This window comes from Streptomyces lothianensis, from assembly GCF_047779955.1.
GTDB lineage: Bacteria > Actinomycetota > Actinomycetes > Streptomycetales > Streptomycetaceae > Streptomyces.
Window position 1 is genome coordinate 61,976 of record NZ_JBLMKT010000049.1, and the last position, 17,334, is coordinate 79,309.

Here is a 17,334-nt window from a genome sequence, read left to right on the forward strand (position 1 = left end):
GGTGTCAGCCCGCGACCGAGACCGACGGCTCGCCCGAGGCGATTCCGTCCTTCTCCATCTGCTCGGCGATCTTCATCGCCTCGTCGATCAGCGTCTCGACGATCTTCGACTCGGGAACCGTCTTGATGACCTCGCCCTTGACGAAGATCTGGCCCTTGCCGTTGCCGGAGGCGACACCGAGGTCGGCCTCGCGGGCCTCTCCCGGGCCGTTGACGACGCAGCCCATGACGGCGACGCGCAGGGGCACCTCCATGCCCTCGAGCCCGGCGGTCACCTCGTCGGCGAGCTTGTAGACGTCGACCTGGGCGCGGCCGCAGGAGGGGCAGGAGACGATCTCCAGGCGGCGCTGGCGCAGGTTCAGGGACTCCAGGATGGAGATGCCGACCTTGACCTCTTCGGCCGGCGGCGCCGACAGCGAGACGCGGATCGTGTCGCCGATGCCTTCCGAGAGCAGCGCGCCGAAGGCGACGGCCGACTTGATGGTGCCCTGGAAGGCGGGGCCGGCCTCGGTGACGCCGAGGTGCAGCGGATAGTCGCAGGCGGCGGCGAGCTGCCGGTAGGCGTTGACCATCACCACCGGGTCGTTGTGCTTGACCGAGATCTTGATGTCGCGGAAGCCGTGCTCCTCGAAGAGGGAGGCCTCCCACAGCGCCGACTCGACCAGCGCCTCGGGGGTCGCCTTGCCGTACTTCTCCAGGAGCCTGCGGTCCAGGGAGCCCGCGTTGACCCCGATCCGGATCGGGGTGCCCGCGGCCGAGGCGGCCTGCGCGATCTCCTTGACCTTGTCGTCGAACTGCTTGATGTTCCCCGGGTTCACCCGTACCGCCGCGCAGCCCGCGTCGATCGCCGCGAAGACGTACTTCGGCTGGAAGTGGATGTCCGCGATCACCGGGATCTGCGACTTCCTCGCGATGGTCGCGAGCGCGTCCGCATCGTCCTGGGTGGGGCAGGCGACCCGCACGATCTGACAGCCGGACGCGGTGAGCTCCGCGATCTGCTGGAGCGTGGCGCCGATGTCGGAGGTGCGCGTGGTGGTCATGGACTGCACCGAGACGGGTGCGTCACCGCCGACCGCGACGGATCCGACCTGGATCTGCCGGGCGCGGCGCCGCTCGGCGAGCTTGACCGGTACGGACGGCATTCCCAGAGAAATCGCAGTCATCTGCTATGCAACCCCAAGGTGTGGATCATGGTTTCGGAGGTCCGCGGGCGAGCGGGCTCCGACGTTCGAGATTACGCCACGGCCGCGGCCGTGGGCACATCGCCGTGCTTCACGCCACCCGAAGGTGGGCCGGGCACGGACGGCCGGGAGGCTACGTGCCCGGCCGAGGTGCCCGGCCGAGGTGCACGGCCGACGTGCACGGCCGCCGTGCACGGCGGGTGTTCAGCTGATCCTGACCGGGTTCACCACATCCGCGATCAGTACGAGCAGGGTGAAGCAGACGAAGATGCCCGCCACCACGTACGCGACCGGCATCAGCTTCGCCACGTCGAACGGGCCCGGGTCCGGGCGCCGGAGCACCCAGGCCACCTTGCGCCGCACCGACTCCCACGCCGCACCCGCGATGTGACCGCCGTCCAGCGGCAGCAGCGGGAGCATGTTGAAGAGGAAGAGCGAGAGGTTGAAGCCCGCGACCAGGAACAGCATCATCGCGATCTGGTTCTCCGGCGGGATGTCGAGGGTGAAGACCTCGCCGCCGACCCGGGCCGCGCCGACCACGCCCATCGGGGAGTCCTGCTTGCGCTCGCCGTCGCCGAAGGCCGCGTCCCACAGGTCGGGGATCTTGGAGGGCAGGGCGATCAGCGCCTCGACGCCGTTCTCCATCATGTCGCCCATGCGGTCCACGGAGTCCGTGAAGGACTGCTCGACGATTCCGGAGGCCGGGGTGAAACCGATGAAGCCGGCGTCCACGTACTGGCCCTCGACATAGCCGCCGTCGCCGTCGGTCTTGGTGACCTGGTTCTTGATCAGGTTGGCGTGCAGCACCTTCTCGGCGCCTTCGCGCTCGACGGTGATCGTGGCCGGGCCCATGGTGTCGCGGATGCGGGCCTGGAGCGTGGTCCAGTCCTCGATCCGCTCGCCGTTGAAGGCGACGATGGTGTCGCCGGGCTTGAGGCCCGCGGCCTTGGCGGGGGCGGCCGGGTCGCCGTCCTTGCAGGTGTCGCGGTTCTCCTCGGCCGAGATGACACAGTCGGAGACGCTGCGGACGGTGGTCGTCGTCTCGTTCCAGCCGAAGGTCATCAGGACGCCGAGGAAAATCGCCACGGCCAGGATCAGGTTCATGAACGGCCCGGCGAACATCACGATCACGCGCTTCCACGGCGCGCGCGTGTAGAAGAGCCGTGTCTCGTCCCCCGGCTTGAGCTCCTCGAAGGCCGCCGAGCGGGCGTCCTCGATCATGCCACGCCACGGCGAGGTGGAGCGCGCTTCGAGCTTGCCGTCCTCTCCCGGCGGGAACATGCCGATCATCCGGATGTAACCGCCGAGCGGGATGGCCTTGATGCCGTACTCGGTCTCGCCCTTCCTGCGCGACCAGAGGGTCGGCCCGAAGCCGACCATGTACTGGGGGACGCGGATCCCGAAGAGCTTGGCCGTGGACAGATGCCCCAGCTCGTGCCAGGCGATCGAGAACAGCAGCCCGACCACGAAGACGACTATGCCGAGGATCATCATCAAGGTCGTCATGCACGAGCCTCCGCGGTCGTCCGGTCGTTGTCCGTACGCGATGTACGGGGTGCGTCTGGTGTACGAGGGGTCAGTCCCGCAAGTTCACGGGCCCGGGCGCGTGCCCAGGTCTCCGCATCGAGGACGTCCGCGACCGTCAGGGAAGTTCCCGCCGCGGGCGTGCCGTGTTCGGCGACGACCTCGGTGACGGTCTCCATGATCCCGTTGAACGGCAGTGAGCCCGCCAGGAAGGCCTCCACGCACTCCTCGTTGGCGGCATTGAACACCGCCGGGGCCGTACCCGCGAGCTCCCCCACGTGCCGGGCGAGCCCCACCGAGGGGAAGGCCTCGGTGTCGAGCGGGAAGAACTCCCAGGTGGAGGCCTTCGTCCAGTCGAAGGCGGGGGCCGCGTCGGGAATGCGTTCGGGCCAGCCGAGGCCGATCGCGATGGGGCCGCGCATGTCCGGCGGGGTGGCCTGGGCCAGGGTGGAGCCGTCGGTGAACTCGACCATGGAGTGCACGTACGACTGCGGGTGGACGACGACCTCGATGCGCTCGAAGGGGATGTCGTAGAGGAGGTGCGCCTCGATGACCTCCAGGCCCTTGTTGACGAGGGTCGCGCTGTTGACGGTGATCACCGGGCCCATGGCCCAGGTGGGGTGCGCGAGGGCGTCCTCGCGGGTGACGTCCGCGAGCTCCGCCTTCGTACGGCCGCGGAAGGGGCCGCCGGAGGCCGTGACGACCAGCTTGCGGACATCGGCGCGGGTGCCGGCGGCGAGCGCCTGGAACAGGGCCGCGTGCTCGGAGTCCACCGGGATGATCTGCCCGGGCTTGGCGAGCGCCTTGACCAGCGGGCCGCCGACGATCAGCGACTCCTTGTTGGCGAGCGCGAGGGTGCGGCCCGCTTCGAGGGCGGCGAGGGTGGGGGCGAGGCCGATGGAGCCGGTGATGCCGTTGAGGACGGTGTGGCAGGCGGAGGCGGCCACTTCGGTGGCGGCCTCCGGGCCGGCGAGGATCTCGGGGAGCGGGTCACTCCCGTACTGCGCATCGAGCGCCTCGCGCAGCGCGGGGACGGCCGACTCCTGGGCCACGGCGACCGTGCGCACCCGCAGGCGCCGGGCCTGCTCGGCGAGGAGGCCGGCCCGTCCGCCGTTCGCGGACAGGGCCGTGACCTTGAACCGGTCGGGGTTGCGCAGGACGAGGTCGACGGCCTGCGTGCCGATCGAGCCGGTGGAGCCGAGGATCGCGATCTCCCGTGCGCCTTCGACGGGGTCGAAGACGAGATGCGGATCGGCGAGAGGGGCTGGACTGTCGCTCATCCCCCCATTGTTGCCTCTTCGCCTGTGCTCCCAGGACCGGGTACCGCGATTTATCAGCGGATCGGGCGGTGGACGTTGTCCCGCTTGGCGGGGCCCGGGGTGGCGTCGGCGATCCAGGGGCCCTCGCCACTGGGGTCGACGATGCCCTGCTCCAGCCATTCGTACGTGCCGGCCATGACGCCCTTGACGAGCTTGCGGTCCACGTCGTCGGTGTTGGCCCACAGGCGGTTGAAGAGCTCGTCGACGCGCAGGCGGGCCTGGCGGCAGAAGACGTCGGCGAGGCGGTAGGCCTCGTGGCCGTGCTCGCCGGAGGTGCGGAGCAGTTCGGCGCGTACGCATGCGGCGCTCATCGCGAAGAGTTCGGCGCCGATGTCGACGATGCGGCCGAGGAAACCCTGTTTGGTCTCCATCCGGCCCTGCCAGCGGGACATGGCGTAGAAGGTGGAGCGGGCGAGTTTGCGCGAGGTGCGTTCGACGAAGCGGAGGTGGGCGGACAGGTCGGCGTGGCCGGCCGGGTGGAACTCCCCGTACGTGCGCGGGAGCTGGCCGGGGCCCGCGACGAGTTTCGGAAGCCAGCGGGCGTAGAAGCCGCCTGCCCTCGCGCCCGCCTTCGCCTTGTCGGAGAGGGATTTCTCCGGGTCGATGAGGTCGCCGGCGACCTTGAGATGCGCGTCGACGGCCTCGCGGGCGATGAGCAGGTGCATGATCTCCGTCGAGCCCTCGAAGATCCGGTTGATGCGCAGGTCGCGCAGCAGCTGCTCGGCCGGGACCGCCCGCTCCCCGCGGGCCGCGAGCGAGTCCGCGGTCTCGAAGCCGCGTCCGCCGCGGATCTGGACCAGTTCATCGGCCATCAGCCAGGCCATCTCGGAGCCGTAGAGCTTGGCGAGGGCGGCCTCGATGCGGATGTCGTTGCGGTCCTCGTCGGCCATCTGCGAGGAGAGGTCGAGGACGGCTTCGAGGGCGAAGGTGGTCGCGGCGATGAAGGAGATCTTCGAGCCGACAGCCTCGTGGTACGCGACGGGCTTGCCCCACTGTTCGCGCTCCGCCGACCACTCGCGCGCGATCTTCAGACACCACTTGCCCGCGCCGACGCACATCGCGGGCAGCGAGAGGCGGCCGGTGTTGAGGGTGGTGAGGGCGATCTTCAGGCCCGCGCCCTCGGATCCGATGCGGCTGCTCGCGGGGATCCTGACCCGGTGGAAGCGGGTGACGCCGTTCTCCAGGCCGCGCAGGCCCATGAAGGCGTTGCGGTGCTCGACGGTGACGCCTTCGGCCGCGGCCTCGACGATGAAGGCGGTGATGCCGCCCTTGTGGCCCTCGGACCTCGGCACCCGCGCCATGACGACGAGCAGGTCGGCGACCACGCCGTTGGTGGTCCACAGTTTCACGCCGTCGAGGACGTAGTCCTCGCCGTCGGGCGTGGCGGTGGTGGCGAGGCGGGCCGGGTCGGAGCCGACATCGGGTTCGGTGAGCAGGAAGGCGGAGATGTCGGTGCGGGCCAGGCGGGGCAGGAAGGTGTCCTTCTGCTCCTGGGTGCCGAAGATCTTGAGCGGCTGCGGGACGCCGATCGACTGGTGGGCGGAGAGCAGGGCGCCGATCGACGGGTTGGCGGAGCCGACGAGGGCAAGAGCCTTGTTGTAGTAGACCTGGGTGAGGCCGAGCCCGCCGTACTTCCTGTCGATCTTCATGCCGAGCGCACCGAGCTCCTTGAGCCCGGTGACCACCTCGTCGGGGATCCGGGCCTCGCGCTCGATCTGTGCGCCGTCGATCTTCGTCTCGCAGAATTCCCGCAGCTTCTCCAGGAACTCCTCGCCGCGCCGGACGTCCTCGTCCGCGGGGACCGGGTGCGGATGGACCAGGTCGAGGCGGAAGCGGCCGAGGAACAGTTCCTTGGCGAAGCTCGGCTTGCGCCAGTCCTGCTCCCGGGCCGCCTCGGCCACCTGCCGGGCCTCGCGCTCGCTCACGGACGGTTTCGGCTGTGCTGCGCTCATGTCTGCGCTCATCCAGGCTCACCTCGCCGCGAAGAGGGCTTCCGGGCCGGTTGGCCCGATCTTGCCCCGGTCGGTTACTGGCTGGTGCTACTGGATCGTTGGTACCCGATTCGTCCCTCGGCCACCAGTCCTCGTGCAGCGTTCGGCGGTGACGGTGCGGTGCGGGTGCGCGGGCAGGAACGCGCGTGGGTACGCAGGTGCGTACGCGCGTGGGCCGGGGAGCTCCGCTGCGGAAGCTCCCCGGCCCACCCGGTCTGCCCTGGCTACAGCTGCCCTGGCTACAGCTGGATGCCGGTGAAGACCATCACGCGCTCGTACGTGTAGTCCTCCATCGCGAACTTGACGCCCTCGCGCCCGACGCCGGACTGCTTGGCGCCGCCGTACGGCATCTGGTCGGCGCGGTACGAGGGGACGTCGCCGACGATCACGCCGCCGACCTCGAGGGCGCGGTGGGCGCGGAAGGCGGCCTGCACGTCGTGCGTGAACACGCCCGCCTGGAGGCCGTACTTCGAGTCGTTGACGGCGTCGAAGGCAGCCTGCTCGCCGCTGACCTTCTGCACGGTGAGGACCGGTCCGAAGACCTCCTCGCAGGAGATCGTCACGTCGGCGGGTACGTCGGTGAGGACCGTCGGCGCGTACGAGGCGCCCTCGCGGCGGCCGCCCGCCAGGAGCTTGGCGCCCGCCTTGACGGCCTCGTCGACCCAGGACTCGACGCGCTTGGCGGCGTCCTCGCTGACCAGCGGGCCGACATCGGTGGCGTCCTCGGTCGGGTCACCGGTGACCTGGGCCTCGACGGCCTTGACGATGCGGGGCAGCAGCCGGTCGTGGACCGATTCGTCGGCGATGACGCGCTGCACCGAGATGCAGGACTGGCCGCCCTGGTAGTTGGAGAAGGTCGCGATACGGCCCGCGGCCCAGTCGAGGTCTTCGTCGCTCGCGAAGTCCGGCAGGACGACGGCCGCGCCGTTGCCGCCGAGCTCCAGGGTGAGGTGCTTGCGCGGCACCGAGTCCATGATCGAGTAGCCGACCTTGTCGGAGCCCGTGAAGGAGATGACGGGCAGCCGCTCGTCCTGCACCAGCTGCGGCATGTGGTCGTTGGCGACCGGCAGCACCGACCAGGAGCCGGCCGGCAGGTCGGTCTCGGCAAGCAGTTCACCGATCAGGAGTCCGCTCAGCGGAGTGGCCGGGGCGGGCTTGAGGATGATCGGCGCGCCGACCGCGATGGCCGGGGCGATCTTGTGGGCGCACAGGTTCAGCGGGAAGTTGAAGGGCGCGATGCCGAGGACGACGCCCTTGGGGAAGCGGCGGGTCAGCGCGAGGCGGCCCTGGCCGCCGGCGTCGGTGTCGAGGCGCTGGGCCTCGCCGCCGTTGAAGCGGCGGGCCTCCTCGGCGGCGAAGCGGAACACCGAGACGGCGCGGCCGACCTCGCCGCGCGCCCACTTGATCGGCTTGCCGTTCTCCGCCGAGATCAGTCGCGCGATGTCCTCGGTGCGCTCCTTGAGGCGGCGGCTGACGTGGTCGAGTGCCTCGGCCCGTACGTGCGCGGGGGTGGCGGCGAACTCGTCCCGTACCGCGTACGCGGCGGCGACCGCCTCCTCGACCTGCGCGTCGCTCGGGACGCTCACGGTGCCGACCGTGCTGCCGTCCCAGGGGGAGGTGACGTCGAGGCTGGTCTCGCCGGTGGCCTGGCGGCCGGCGAGCCAGAAGGCATGGGTTTCGGTCATGGCCGGGCCCTTCCGCGGGTGAAGCTATGTGTGTGGGGTCGGTTCCACGGTAGGGGTGCGGAGGGTGGTTGGCGTTTGTCCGGGGTGGAGCAGTCGGGTGGTGGTTTTGGACTGGGTGGTGGACGCCGCCTCACCTGCAGTGGTGGACGCCGCCTCACCTGCGGCCGGACCGAGGGTCACTCCGAGGCCGCGGCCGTCGCCTTGAGCGCGAGCCAGAGCTCCATCCGCACGTCGGCGTCGTCCAGGGAGCGGCCGAGGATCTCCTCGACCCGCCGCATCCGGTAGCGGAGTGTGTGGCGGTGGACGCCGAGGTCCGCCGCCGCCGCGTCCCACTGGCCGTGGCGGGAGAGCCAGGCCCGCAGCGACTCGACCAGGTTTCCGCGGCCCGTCGCATCGTGCTCGTACAGCGCCCGCAGCAGTCCGTCGGCGAAGGCGCGTACCGCATCGTCGGCGAGCAGCGGGAGGACCGAGCCCGCCGCGAGGGAATCGTGCTCCACGAGGAAGCGGCCGCGGCGGCGCGCCACCGACAGCGCCTGTTCGGCCTGCTTGTACGCGGCCGCCGCGGCGACCGGCCCGGCGGGCGCGGAGAGTCCGGCGACCAGATCCTCCGGTTCGGCGGCCGGCTTGTCGTGTCCGGCGGCCCGGGTCGCCTCCAGCTGCCGTGCGTGCTCGACGCAGGCCGTGGCGGCCGCTCCCCCGTCGGCCATCAGGACGACGAGCCGGGCGCCCCCGTCGGGCACGGCGAGCACGGCCTCCCCGGCGTGCGCGGCGGCCGCCTCGACCACCTCGGTCAGTGCGACGACGGGGTCGGCCGCGGGGGTGGCGGGGTCCGCCCCATGCGTGGGGAGCCGGGATCCGGCGGAGGAGTCGTCGGGCGCTCGCTCGGCACCCGCCTCGGGTGCGCCGCCCGCTTCGGCAGGCGCGCGGTCGGCCTCGCCGCGCCGGGCCCCCTCCGCGCCTCCGCGGCCCGTGGCGGACACCGTCTCGGCGACCAACAGCCGGAACGGCGCGTCGAGGAGGCCGCCGTACAGGTCGCCGGCGACCGTGCGGGCGTGGGTGGGTTCGCCGGCGAGCAGCATGCGCAGGACGGCCGCGCCCAGGCGCTGTTCCGCAAAGTGCAGCGAGCGGGAGCGTTCGGTGGTGAGGGTGAGCAGCGCGATTGCCGAGTGCAGGGCGTAGCGTTCGGCGGTCCCGAGGCTGCCCGCCGTGCCCACGGCGAGCGCGGTGCGGGGGCGGCGTCCGGCACCGATGGAGTGCAGTTCCACGCGGTCGTCCGCGCCGGAGACGACGAGGCTCGCGGGCGCGGGCCGCGAGCGCAGCCGCTCCACGTCGGCGGTGAGTGCGGCGGCGCGGCGCGCGGCCCAGTCGGGTGCGGTGGCGAGGACGGCGCCGGAGGCGTCGTAGAGCGCGGCCCAGCCGTCGACCTGTGCGGCGAGTACGGCCAGGAGCCCTTCGGGGCCGCCGGCGAGGGCCTGCTTGGTCAGTTCGCGCTGTGCGGCGAAGCCGGCCGTCACGGACTTGTACTGGTCGGCGGCGATGGCCGCGGAGACGGCTTTGCTGATCGCCAGGAACGGTGTGCGCCGCGGGACCTCGAGGAGCGGGAGGCCTTCGTCGGCGGCGGCGGACACCAGGGCTTGGGGGATGTCCTCGTAGTGGACCCCGACGGCGAAGCCGAGCCCGCTCACTCCGGCGGCGGCGAGTCGTTTCACATAGCGCCGCATCGACTCCGGATCCTCGGCGTCCAGCTTGAGCGCCGTGATCAGGAGGAGCTCGCCGCCTTCCATGTACGGCACGGGGTCGGCGAGCTCGCTGGCGTGGACCCAGCGCACCGGGGTGTCCAGGCGGTCCGCACCGGCGCGCACGCGGAGCTTGAGCGCGGAGTGGTGGACGAGCGAGGCGAGCGTGGGCGGCATGGCGAGAGCATTCGTTCGGTGTTGGACGCTCCGTATGAACGGCCGGGGAGGATTCTGCCTCAGTGTAAGGAAGCAGCGGGGCAAGCGTGGTGATCCGGCGGGGGTGCTGTGGCTGCTCCTTCGGTGCTACGCCCGTGCTCCGTCGGCCCCTGCGCTGACATCGTTGCCCTCCCCGCCCTCCGCCCGGCCTCCGGCCTCTCCTCCCCCGTCCGTCTCCTCGGCCGACCGCGCGCCGAGCAGGTGCTGCGCTCGTAGGGCCGTCTCCAGGGCGAAGCGGTGGTCCGGGTCGGTGAGCTGCTCGCCGAAGTAGGAGTCGAGGTTGCGCAGCCGGTAGCGGACCGTCTGGGCGTGGACGCCGAGCGCCTCGCCGACCTGTTCGGCGGGAGCGCGGGTGGTGATGTGGACGCGCAGGGTCTCGACGAGGCGCTCGCGGCGATGGCCGGACACACTGTCGAGCGGCGCGAGTTCGGCCGCCGCGATATGCGCGGTGAGTTGCGGATCGGAGAGCAGCCACAGGGTGGTGAGGTGGTCCGCGCAGTCGATGAGCGGGCGCTCGGGGATGATCCCCTCGTCCACGAGCCGGAGTGCGTGCCGGGCCCAGCGGATGGAATCGCTCCCATGAGCCGTGGGCACGGTGAGGCCGATCACCGCAGGTGTATCGGCCAGTGCCTCCTGCAGCATCCGGCGGCGGGCCGGGGTGAACGGGCCGGGGACGAGGATGTGCGGCTGCGGTATCCCCAGATCTGCGAGGCAGTCGGCGGCGAGGGCACGGCGGGTGGTGTCGGGGGCCGGTGCGCGGACCGCCACGAGGGTCACCTCGTCGGGCATGTCCCAAGCGGTCTGTTCGCACAGTTCACGGATGCCGGCCTCCGGCAGCGGCGGGCCGACGAGGAGCATGTGCAGGAGCTGTCTTCGCAGCGCCGAACTCTCCGCGCCCGCGCCCGCGCTGACCTCGTCATGCCCTTCCCTGGACAGCGACTCCAGCTCGCCCACGTAGGCGAAGAGGGCGTCGGCGAAGCTCAGGAGCACGTTCGGGGAGAGCTTGTAGCGGCGTCCGACCGCTTTGGCGCGGCGCAGCGCGACGCGGGCGCCGAGTTTGTACGCGCCCTGGAGCGAGGCGAGCCCCCGCCCTTCGTAGGCCTCGATGCGGCCGAACTTGCGGAGCAGCTCGTCGCGTTGGGCCGTCGCGCAGGCAGGATCGGCCACCCGGTCGACGAAGGCCTGGAGGCTGGCCTCGACGCCGCGCCGGATCATGTCGCCGTCCGGGCCGCTCAGCAGGGTGTTGTACTCGGGATAGGTGCGGGTCACCTCACTGCGGATCTCCTTGATCAGCCCGGGCAGTTCGGGCCGCATGATCGCGGCGAACTCCCTGGGCAGCGGTCCGTCCGGGTCAAAGGACGGTGGTGCGGCTGGCTGCATGCGAGTTCCTGTCCCTGGACCTTGGGCGCCCGGTGGGGGGAAGCATGCGGAGCCCTCGGGTTCAGGCGTCCCGCGTGCCGTCAGGTGCTAACCGTTGAGGAGTCATGACGGTAGGGGAAAGCGGTTGCGCTGTACACCGTTGGGTGTCGATTGGCCGAAAGGACACGGGAGTTGGATCCCGTGACGGCTGAGGGCAGCGTACCGACGCGGCGGGGCGCCCTGAAGGAGCTCTGCGACACCGGCCTCGAACGCCCGTGTTCCTGTCACCGGGCAGACAAATCCCCGGGCCAGGCCCTGGGGGCGGGTGACAATTCCTGGAGGCGGGTGACGAACGGGCGGGCCCGGGAACGGGCGGGCCCGGAAACGGGCGGGCCCGGAAACAGGCGGGCCCGGGAACAGGCGGGCCCGGCACGGAGGAGCCGGCACGAAGAAGCCGGCCGTCCCGTAACAGGGGGGGGGTGGTTACGGGACGGCCGGCTGGACCGGGGTGCCGCGCGCCCCGGGGGGTGTGGGGCGGGCGGCGTCCGATCAGGGAGGTTCGCCAAAGCCTGGGACTCCGGCGGGGTGCGTGAGGGCACCTCCGGGGCGGAGCTGGGGAGGCTCCGCTCCGATCCCGCCCGCAGTCCCCTGGGGCGGGAGTTCCCTCATCAGGAATGAACCTACGCCCGGGGATGCCGTCACGACAGCCGGATCGGCATCCCGCCATCGTGCCCGCACACGGTCTTCACAGGCTCCGACAGTCACCGCAGGTCGGCCACCCGCGTCCGGAAACATCCACACAACTCGGGATGCATCCGGAGCGGGCGGTATGCCGGACCGGAGCGGGCCGGCGAACCCGCTCTCAGATGCGGGCGAAGGACTGCTCCAGGATGTCCAGGCCCTCGTTCAGCAGGTCCTCGCCGATGACCAGCGGCGGCAGGAAGCGCAGCACGTTGCCGTAGGTGCCGCAGGTGAGGACGAGCAGGCCCTCCGCGTGGCAGGCCTTGGCGAGGGCCGCGGTGACCTCCGGGTTCGGCGTCTTCGACTCCGGGTCCTTGACCAGCTCGATGGCGATCATGGCGCCGCGGCCGCGGATGTCGCCGATGATCTCGTACTTCTCCTGCATCGCCGCGAGGCGGGACTTCATGGTCTGCTCGATCTTCTTCGCCTTGGCGTTGAGGTCGAGCTCCTTCATGGTCTCGATCGCGCCGAGCGCACCGGCGCAGGCGACCGGGTTGCCGCCGTAGGTGCCGCCGAGGCCGCCCGCGTGCGGGGCGTCCATGATCTCGGCGCGGCCGGTCACGGCGGCGAGCGGCAGGCCGCCCGCGATGCCCTTGGCGGTGGTGATCAGGTCGGGCACGACACCCTCGTCCTCGCAAGCGAACCACTCGCCCGTACGGCAGAAGCCGGACTGGATCTCGTCGGCGACGAAGACGATCCCGTTGTCCTTGGCGAACTGCGCGATGGCCGGCAGGAAGCCCTTGGCGGGCTCGATGAAGCCGCCCTCGCCGAGCACCGGCTCGATGATGATCGCGGCCACGTTCTCGGCCCCGACCTGCTTGCTGATCATGTCGATGGCCTGGGCGGAGGCCTCGGCACCGGCGTTCTCGGCGCCGGTCGGCCAGCGGTAGCCGTAGGCGACCGGGACACGGTAGATCTCGGGGGCGAACGGGCCGAAGCCGTTCTTGTACGGCATGTTCTTGGCGGTCAGCGCCATCGTGAGGTTGGTACGGCCGTGGTAGCCGTGGTCGAAGACGACGACGGCCTGGCGCTTGGTGTGGGCGCGGGCGATCTTCACCGCGTTCTCGACGGCCTCGGCGCCGGAGTTGAACAGCGCGGTCTTCTTGGCGTGGTCGCCGGGGGTCAGCTCGGCCAGCGCCTCGGCGACGGCCACGTAGCCCTCGTACGGCGTGACCATGAAGCAGGTGTGGGTGAAGTCCTGCAGCTGGGCGCTCGCCTTGCGGACGACGGCCTCGGCGGAGGCGCCGACGCTGGTCACGGCGATGCCCGAGCCGAAGTCGATGAGGCGGTTGCCGTCGACGTCCTCGATGATGCCGCCGCCCGCGCGCGCCGTGAACACGGGCAGCACGGAGCCCACGCCGCCCGCGACGGCTGCGGTGCGCCGGGCCTGCAGCTCCTGCGACTTCGGACCGGGAATGGCGGTGACGACGCGGCGCTCCTGCGGGATCGCGCTCATGAGGGGCTCCTTGGGACGATGTGGGGGTTTCCGGGTGGATTCCGGGGTGGATGTTCTGCTCTCCTCTGCAGGCTAGGGGCGGGGAGCGGGTGTGGGCATGCTCCGTGCTGGAGAAGTGGGCGGGTGTCGTTTGTCCGCGGCGGAGTGGGCCGCCGAGTGGGGGATACGGAAGCGGGCCGCCGCCGGGGGGTATCGGGGGCGGAGCCCCCCTCGCAGCGGTGCGGAAGGGCGCGTACGGCGGTCTCGCTCTCCTCCCGGGACCCCCGCACCCGGACCGTGCGTGCATCCGGTCGGACGCCGCAGACGCCGAAAAGGCTGGCGCGGAGCCGTGAACTCCCCTTGGGGGCCGACTAAATTGGGGCACTGCACACGACCGACGGACCGCCAGGTCAGGGGGCAGGGGCCATGCACACCGAGGGACCTCAGGAGCCGCGCGCGACGCGCAAGGCACCCCTGCCGCCACCGCGTCCCACGCATTCCCCCGGCGCCGCGCCGCCCGGCACTCCCCAGGCGGCCCAAACGCGTGCGGCGGAGTTCCTGGCGTGGCTGCGCGCGCCACGGCCCGCCACGCTGCCAGGCGTCTGGCGGCTGGGCCACCGCCCGCGCCCGCCTCAGGAGCCGGACCGGATCCCGGGCCGCCAGTTGCTGAGCGGTGCGCTCATCGCCTTCCTGTGCGGCTGGCTCGTCTGGTCGCTGCTCTGGAACGGCTATCTGGGCGGCTGGTGGGTCATCCCGCTGGAGCTCGTGACACCCGATTCCTGGCGCTCGGGCGACGACAGGTTCACGGTCACCGTCGTCTGGTACGCGTACTACACCCTCATCGCCGTGGGCATCATGACGGCCGTGGGCCGCCTGGGCCGCTGGTCCGAGGTCTGGCGCCGCTACGGCGCACCCCGCTTCAAGCGCCCCGAACCCCTCCGCCCCCACGCCGCCCCGCCCCAGGAGGACCCGGCCGACTGGCCCCACCTCCGCGCGGCCGGCGCCGGCCAGGCCGCCGACAAGCTGGCGGAGGAGGCCGGCGCGGGCCGGATGCTGGACGTGGACCTCGCGCGGATCGAGCGTGCCTGGCAGTCCGTACGCTCCGGCCGCCACCGGCTCGACACCTTCACCCGCGCGGTGCTCGGCGAAGGCGCCGCCGCCTGCCTGCACCCCTCCGGCGCCCGCGACCTCCCGGCCCGCACGGCCCGCCACGACCTGCGCACCGGCCAGGTCCGCCTCGGCCGGGCGGCCGACGACGAGCGCAACCCGTACGCCTACCGCGGCACCGGACTCGCCCTCGGCCCCGAACTGCTCGGGACCGGCCTCCTCACGGTCGGGCCCTCCGGATCCGGCAAGACGGGCAGCGTGATCCGGCCGCTCGCCGAGGCCCTGTGCCTGCAGGCGCTCGCGGGCCGCGCCGCCGTCATCGTGGTGGGCGCGGCCGCCGCCGGGCTCGGTCCGGCGGAGAACTACGACGTGGTGATCCGGATCGGCCACCCCGACTCCGAGTACGACTTCGACCTCTACGGAGGTACGCAGGACCCGGACGAGGCCGCCGCCGTACTCGCCGAGGCCCTCGTCGGCGACCTCGCCGAGCAGCAGCCGGGCGGCGACAGCCGCCGCTCGGCCACGGTCCTGGCCCAGCTCCTCGGCCCCTTCCGCGCGGTCCACGGCCGCTTTCCCGCCGTACCGGAGCTGCGGGAACTCCTCGACGGCGCGCCCGGCCCGCTGGACGCCCTGCGCAAGGCCCTCGACGAGGCCGGTGACGAGCCGATGCTGCGTGAACTCGACGCCCGCGAGCGGCAGTCGCACGCCCCCGGTGATCCCGGCACCCTGCTCGCCGACCGGGTCGCCCTCCTCGACCGGCCCGCGTTCGCCGGCTTCTTCGCCACGAAGGACCGGATCCGCCCCTTCTCGCTGCGGGCCCTCGACCATCCGGTACGGGTACGGATCGACCTGCCCGAACGCGGCCACGCGGACGCCTCCCGGATCCTGGCCCGCCTGGTCCTCGCCCAGTTCACCGCGAGCGCCGCACACCGCGAGGACCGCTCGCTCTTCGCCTGTCTGATCCTCGACGACGCGGCCCGGACCATCACCCCCGAGTCGGTCCGCGGCATCCAGCGGCTCCGCTCGGCGCACGCGGGCACGGTCCTCACCCTCCGTACGCTCGACGAGGTCGCCGCACCCCTGCGCACCGCACTGCTCGGCGCGGTCGGCTGCCGGATGGCGCTCTCCGGGGTGACGCCCTGGGACGGGCAGCAGTTCGCGGAGGTCTGGGGCAAGGAGTGGATCGAGGCGCGGGACGTGACGGATCGGCAGATCGTGGCGGACGAGCCGCTGACGAAGGTCTCGCATTTCGTGCGGAAGGTCATCACCGGCAAGGCGCCCACCGCGCAGTCGGTCACGGTCCGCCAGGTGGAGCGGGAGCGCTGGTCGGCCTCGGAGCTCGCCCACGCCGTGCCGCCCGGGCATGCGGTGCTCTCGCTGACGACCGTACGCGGGGAGCTTGCGCCGCCGTTGCTGGTGGATCTCAGGGGCTGAGAGGCAAGCGGGCAGCGCGGATGCGGAGGGGTTGAGGCGCGGGGAACGGCGGACGTGGAGGGCCTGGCGCGCAGGGGGAAGTGGAGGGCCTGGGCTCGGACAGACATGGAGGGCTTGACGCTCAGGGGGACGTGGAGTCGGAGGGGCTGGGGCTCGTCGACGGGGCAGGGGGCTCGGTGACGTCGTCGGTCGGGTCGGGGTCGGTGGTGGCCGTGGCGGTGGGCTCCGGGTCGGTCGTGGCCGGATCGGACGGGTCGGGTTCCGGGCTGCCCGAATCGGTCGGGGTGGGGTCCGGGTCGGTCGGTTCCGGGTCCGTCGGGTCCGGGTCCGTCGGGTCCGGGTCCGTCGGGTCCGGGTCGGGGCTGCCGGAATCAGTGGGGTCCGGGGCGGGGCTTGCGGAGTCCGTCGGATCCGGCTCCGTGGGCCCCGGGTCCGTCGGGTCCGGGTCGGTCGGGGCCGGGTCGGTCGGTGGTGTCTCGCCGTCCGTAGGACCCGGGCTCGGATCCGGGCTGCCCGTCGGGTCCCCGGACTCGGACGGACCGGGCCGCTCCGGCGGCTTGGTGGGATCGGGCCCGATGATGATGCCGCCGTCCCCCTTGTCCCCGCCGACCGGCTTCGTCGCCTGCGTCTTCGAACCGGCGCCGGGACTGACGGGTACGACGCCGGTGCCGTCGGGCACGGTGTGCACGCCGCCGCGGTAGAACTCCAGCCAGTGCAGGACGAGCCGGACGTAGTCCCGCGAGTAGTTGTAGCTCAGGATGGCGCTGTTCAGGTCGCGCGCCTTACCGAGATCACGGTCGCCGGCGCACAGGTATCGGCCCGCGGCAAGGGCCGCGTCGAAGATGTTGTTGGGATCGGCGCGGCCGTCGCCGTTGCCGTCCGCTCCCCAGCGGTGCCAGGTGCCGGGCAGGAACTGCATCGGCCCGACGGCCCGGTCGTAGGCGGTGTCGCCGTCCCACTCGCCGTCGTCCGTGTCGTGGATCAGCGCGAACCCGTCGCCGTTGAGCGGCGGTCCGGTGATCCGGCTCAGGGTGGTGCCCCGGGCGTCCACCGCACCGCCGCGGGCCTGCCCCGACTCCACCTTGCCGATCGCGGCGAGCAGCTGCCAGGGCAGTCGGCAGCCCGGGTCCGTACGGCCCACCGACTTCTCGGCGCGCCGGTAGGCGGCGAGGACGGTGGCCGGGATGCCGGATTCACCGCGGGCCTTCGGGGCAGGTGGGGGCGGGGTGGGCGCGCCCGGCGGGTCCGGGATCTCCGAGGCCTCAAGGGGCGGCAGTTCGGTGTGGTACGCGTCGTCGCCCTGCGATGCCACACGCGGGAGCGGCTCGTCGAGGATGGCGAACGGATCGCCCCGCTCGGCCGCGTCCTCGCCCGCGCCGCGGATGAGGAGCGTGGCCTGCGAACCGGTGAGCAGGGCGGTGGCGGCGACGGCCACGGCGGTGCCACGCAGTCTCCGGCTCTGCCGGATCGCGCGGAGCGGGTGGCGGCCTCGGAAACGCGGGGTACGCAAGGGAGTTGCCCTTTCGGTCGTCGCGTGCGGGTCCAAGCGGGTCCGGCGGGGGCGGGTGGCCGAGCGGGAAGGATGCGGGAAGGACGGGCCGGTCTGG

The 17,334-nt window shown here is 72.1% G+C and carries 10 protein-coding genes; 1 reads left to right on the forward strand and 9 read right to left on the reverse strand.

The window, feature by feature from the left end; translation table 11 throughout:
- Nucleotides 1–4 precede the first annotated feature (4 nt).
- The 8 genes from ispG to gabT all read right to left on the reverse strand — a co-directional run bounded on the left by ispG (nt 5) and on the right by gabT (nt 13,207).
- Nucleotides 5–1,162 (reverse strand): flavodoxin-dependent (E)-4-hydroxy-3-methylbut-2-enyl-diphosphate synthase, encoded by a 1,158-nt coding sequence (ispG, locus tag ACLF6P_RS17730; RefSeq protein WP_415951390.1) that lies wholly within the window; start codon nt 1,160–1,162, stop codon nt 5–7.
- Nucleotides 1,163–1,384: 222 nt separating this feature from the next.
- Nucleotides 1,385–2,686, reverse strand: coding sequence for a M50 family metallopeptidase (locus ACLF6P_RS17735; RefSeq protein WP_415951391.1), 1,302 nt, complete (start codon nt 2,684–2,686; stop codon nt 1,385–1,387).
- Nucleotides 2,683–3,984 carry a 1-deoxy-D-xylulose-5-phosphate reductoisomerase gene (gene dxr / locus ACLF6P_RS17740; RefSeq protein WP_415951393.1) on the reverse strand — a complete coding sequence of 434 codons (1,302 nt, stop codon included), beginning with the start codon at nt 3,982–3,984 and terminating at the stop codon, nt 2,683–2,685. The genes ACLF6P_RS17735 and dxr overlap by 4 nt, the downstream gene beginning before the upstream one ends.
- Before the next feature lie 53 nt (nt 3,985–4,037).
- The gene (locus tag ACLF6P_RS17745) at nt 4,038–5,975 is read right to left on the reverse strand and encodes an acyl-CoA dehydrogenase family protein (RefSeq protein WP_415951394.1); all 1,938 of its coding nucleotides are present in this window, start codon (nt 5,973–5,975) and stop codon (nt 4,038–4,040) included.
- A gap of 278 nt (nt 5,976–6,253) precedes the next feature.
- A complete protein-coding gene (locus ACLF6P_RS17750) occupies nt 6,254–7,699 on the reverse strand; it encodes an aldehyde dehydrogenase family protein (protein WP_415951395.1) in 1,446 nt (481 codons plus the stop codon).
- A 176-nt stretch (nt 7,700–7,875) separates the two neighbouring features.
- Nucleotides 7,876–9,612, reverse strand: coding sequence for a PucR family transcriptional regulator (locus ACLF6P_RS17755; RefSeq protein ID WP_415951396.1), 1,737 nt, complete (start codon nt 9,610–9,612; stop codon nt 7,876–7,878).
- Between the two features lie 126 nt (nt 9,613–9,738).
- Nucleotides 9,739–11,031, reverse strand: a complete 1,293-nt coding sequence (locus tag ACLF6P_RS17760) for a PucR family transcriptional regulator (protein ID WP_415951397.1) — start codon at nt 11,029–11,031, stop codon at nt 9,739–9,741.
- A gap of 841 nt (nt 11,032–11,872) precedes the next feature.
- Nucleotides 11,873–13,207 (reverse strand): 4-aminobutyrate--2-oxoglutarate transaminase, encoded by a 1,335-nt coding sequence (gene gabT / locus ACLF6P_RS17765; protein WP_415951398.1) that lies wholly within the window; start codon nt 13,205–13,207, stop codon nt 11,873–11,875.
- A 405-nt stretch (nt 13,208–13,612) separates the two neighbouring features.
- On the opposite strand from gabT, the gene ACLF6P_RS17770 reads away from it, so the two are divergent.
- Entirely contained in the window at nt 13,613–15,727 is a 2,115-nt protein-coding gene (locus ACLF6P_RS17770; protein WP_415951399.1) for a type IV secretory system conjugative DNA transfer family protein, read from the forward strand.
- Nucleotides 15,728–15,848: 121 nt separating this feature from the next.
- Here the strand turns inward: ACLF6P_RS17770 and ACLF6P_RS17775 are convergent, their stop codons facing one another.
- Entirely contained in the window at nt 15,849–17,237 is a 1,389-nt protein-coding gene (locus ACLF6P_RS17775) for a lytic transglycosylase domain-containing protein (RefSeq protein WP_415951401.1), read from the reverse strand.
- Nucleotides 17,238–17,334 lie beyond the last annotated feature (97 nt).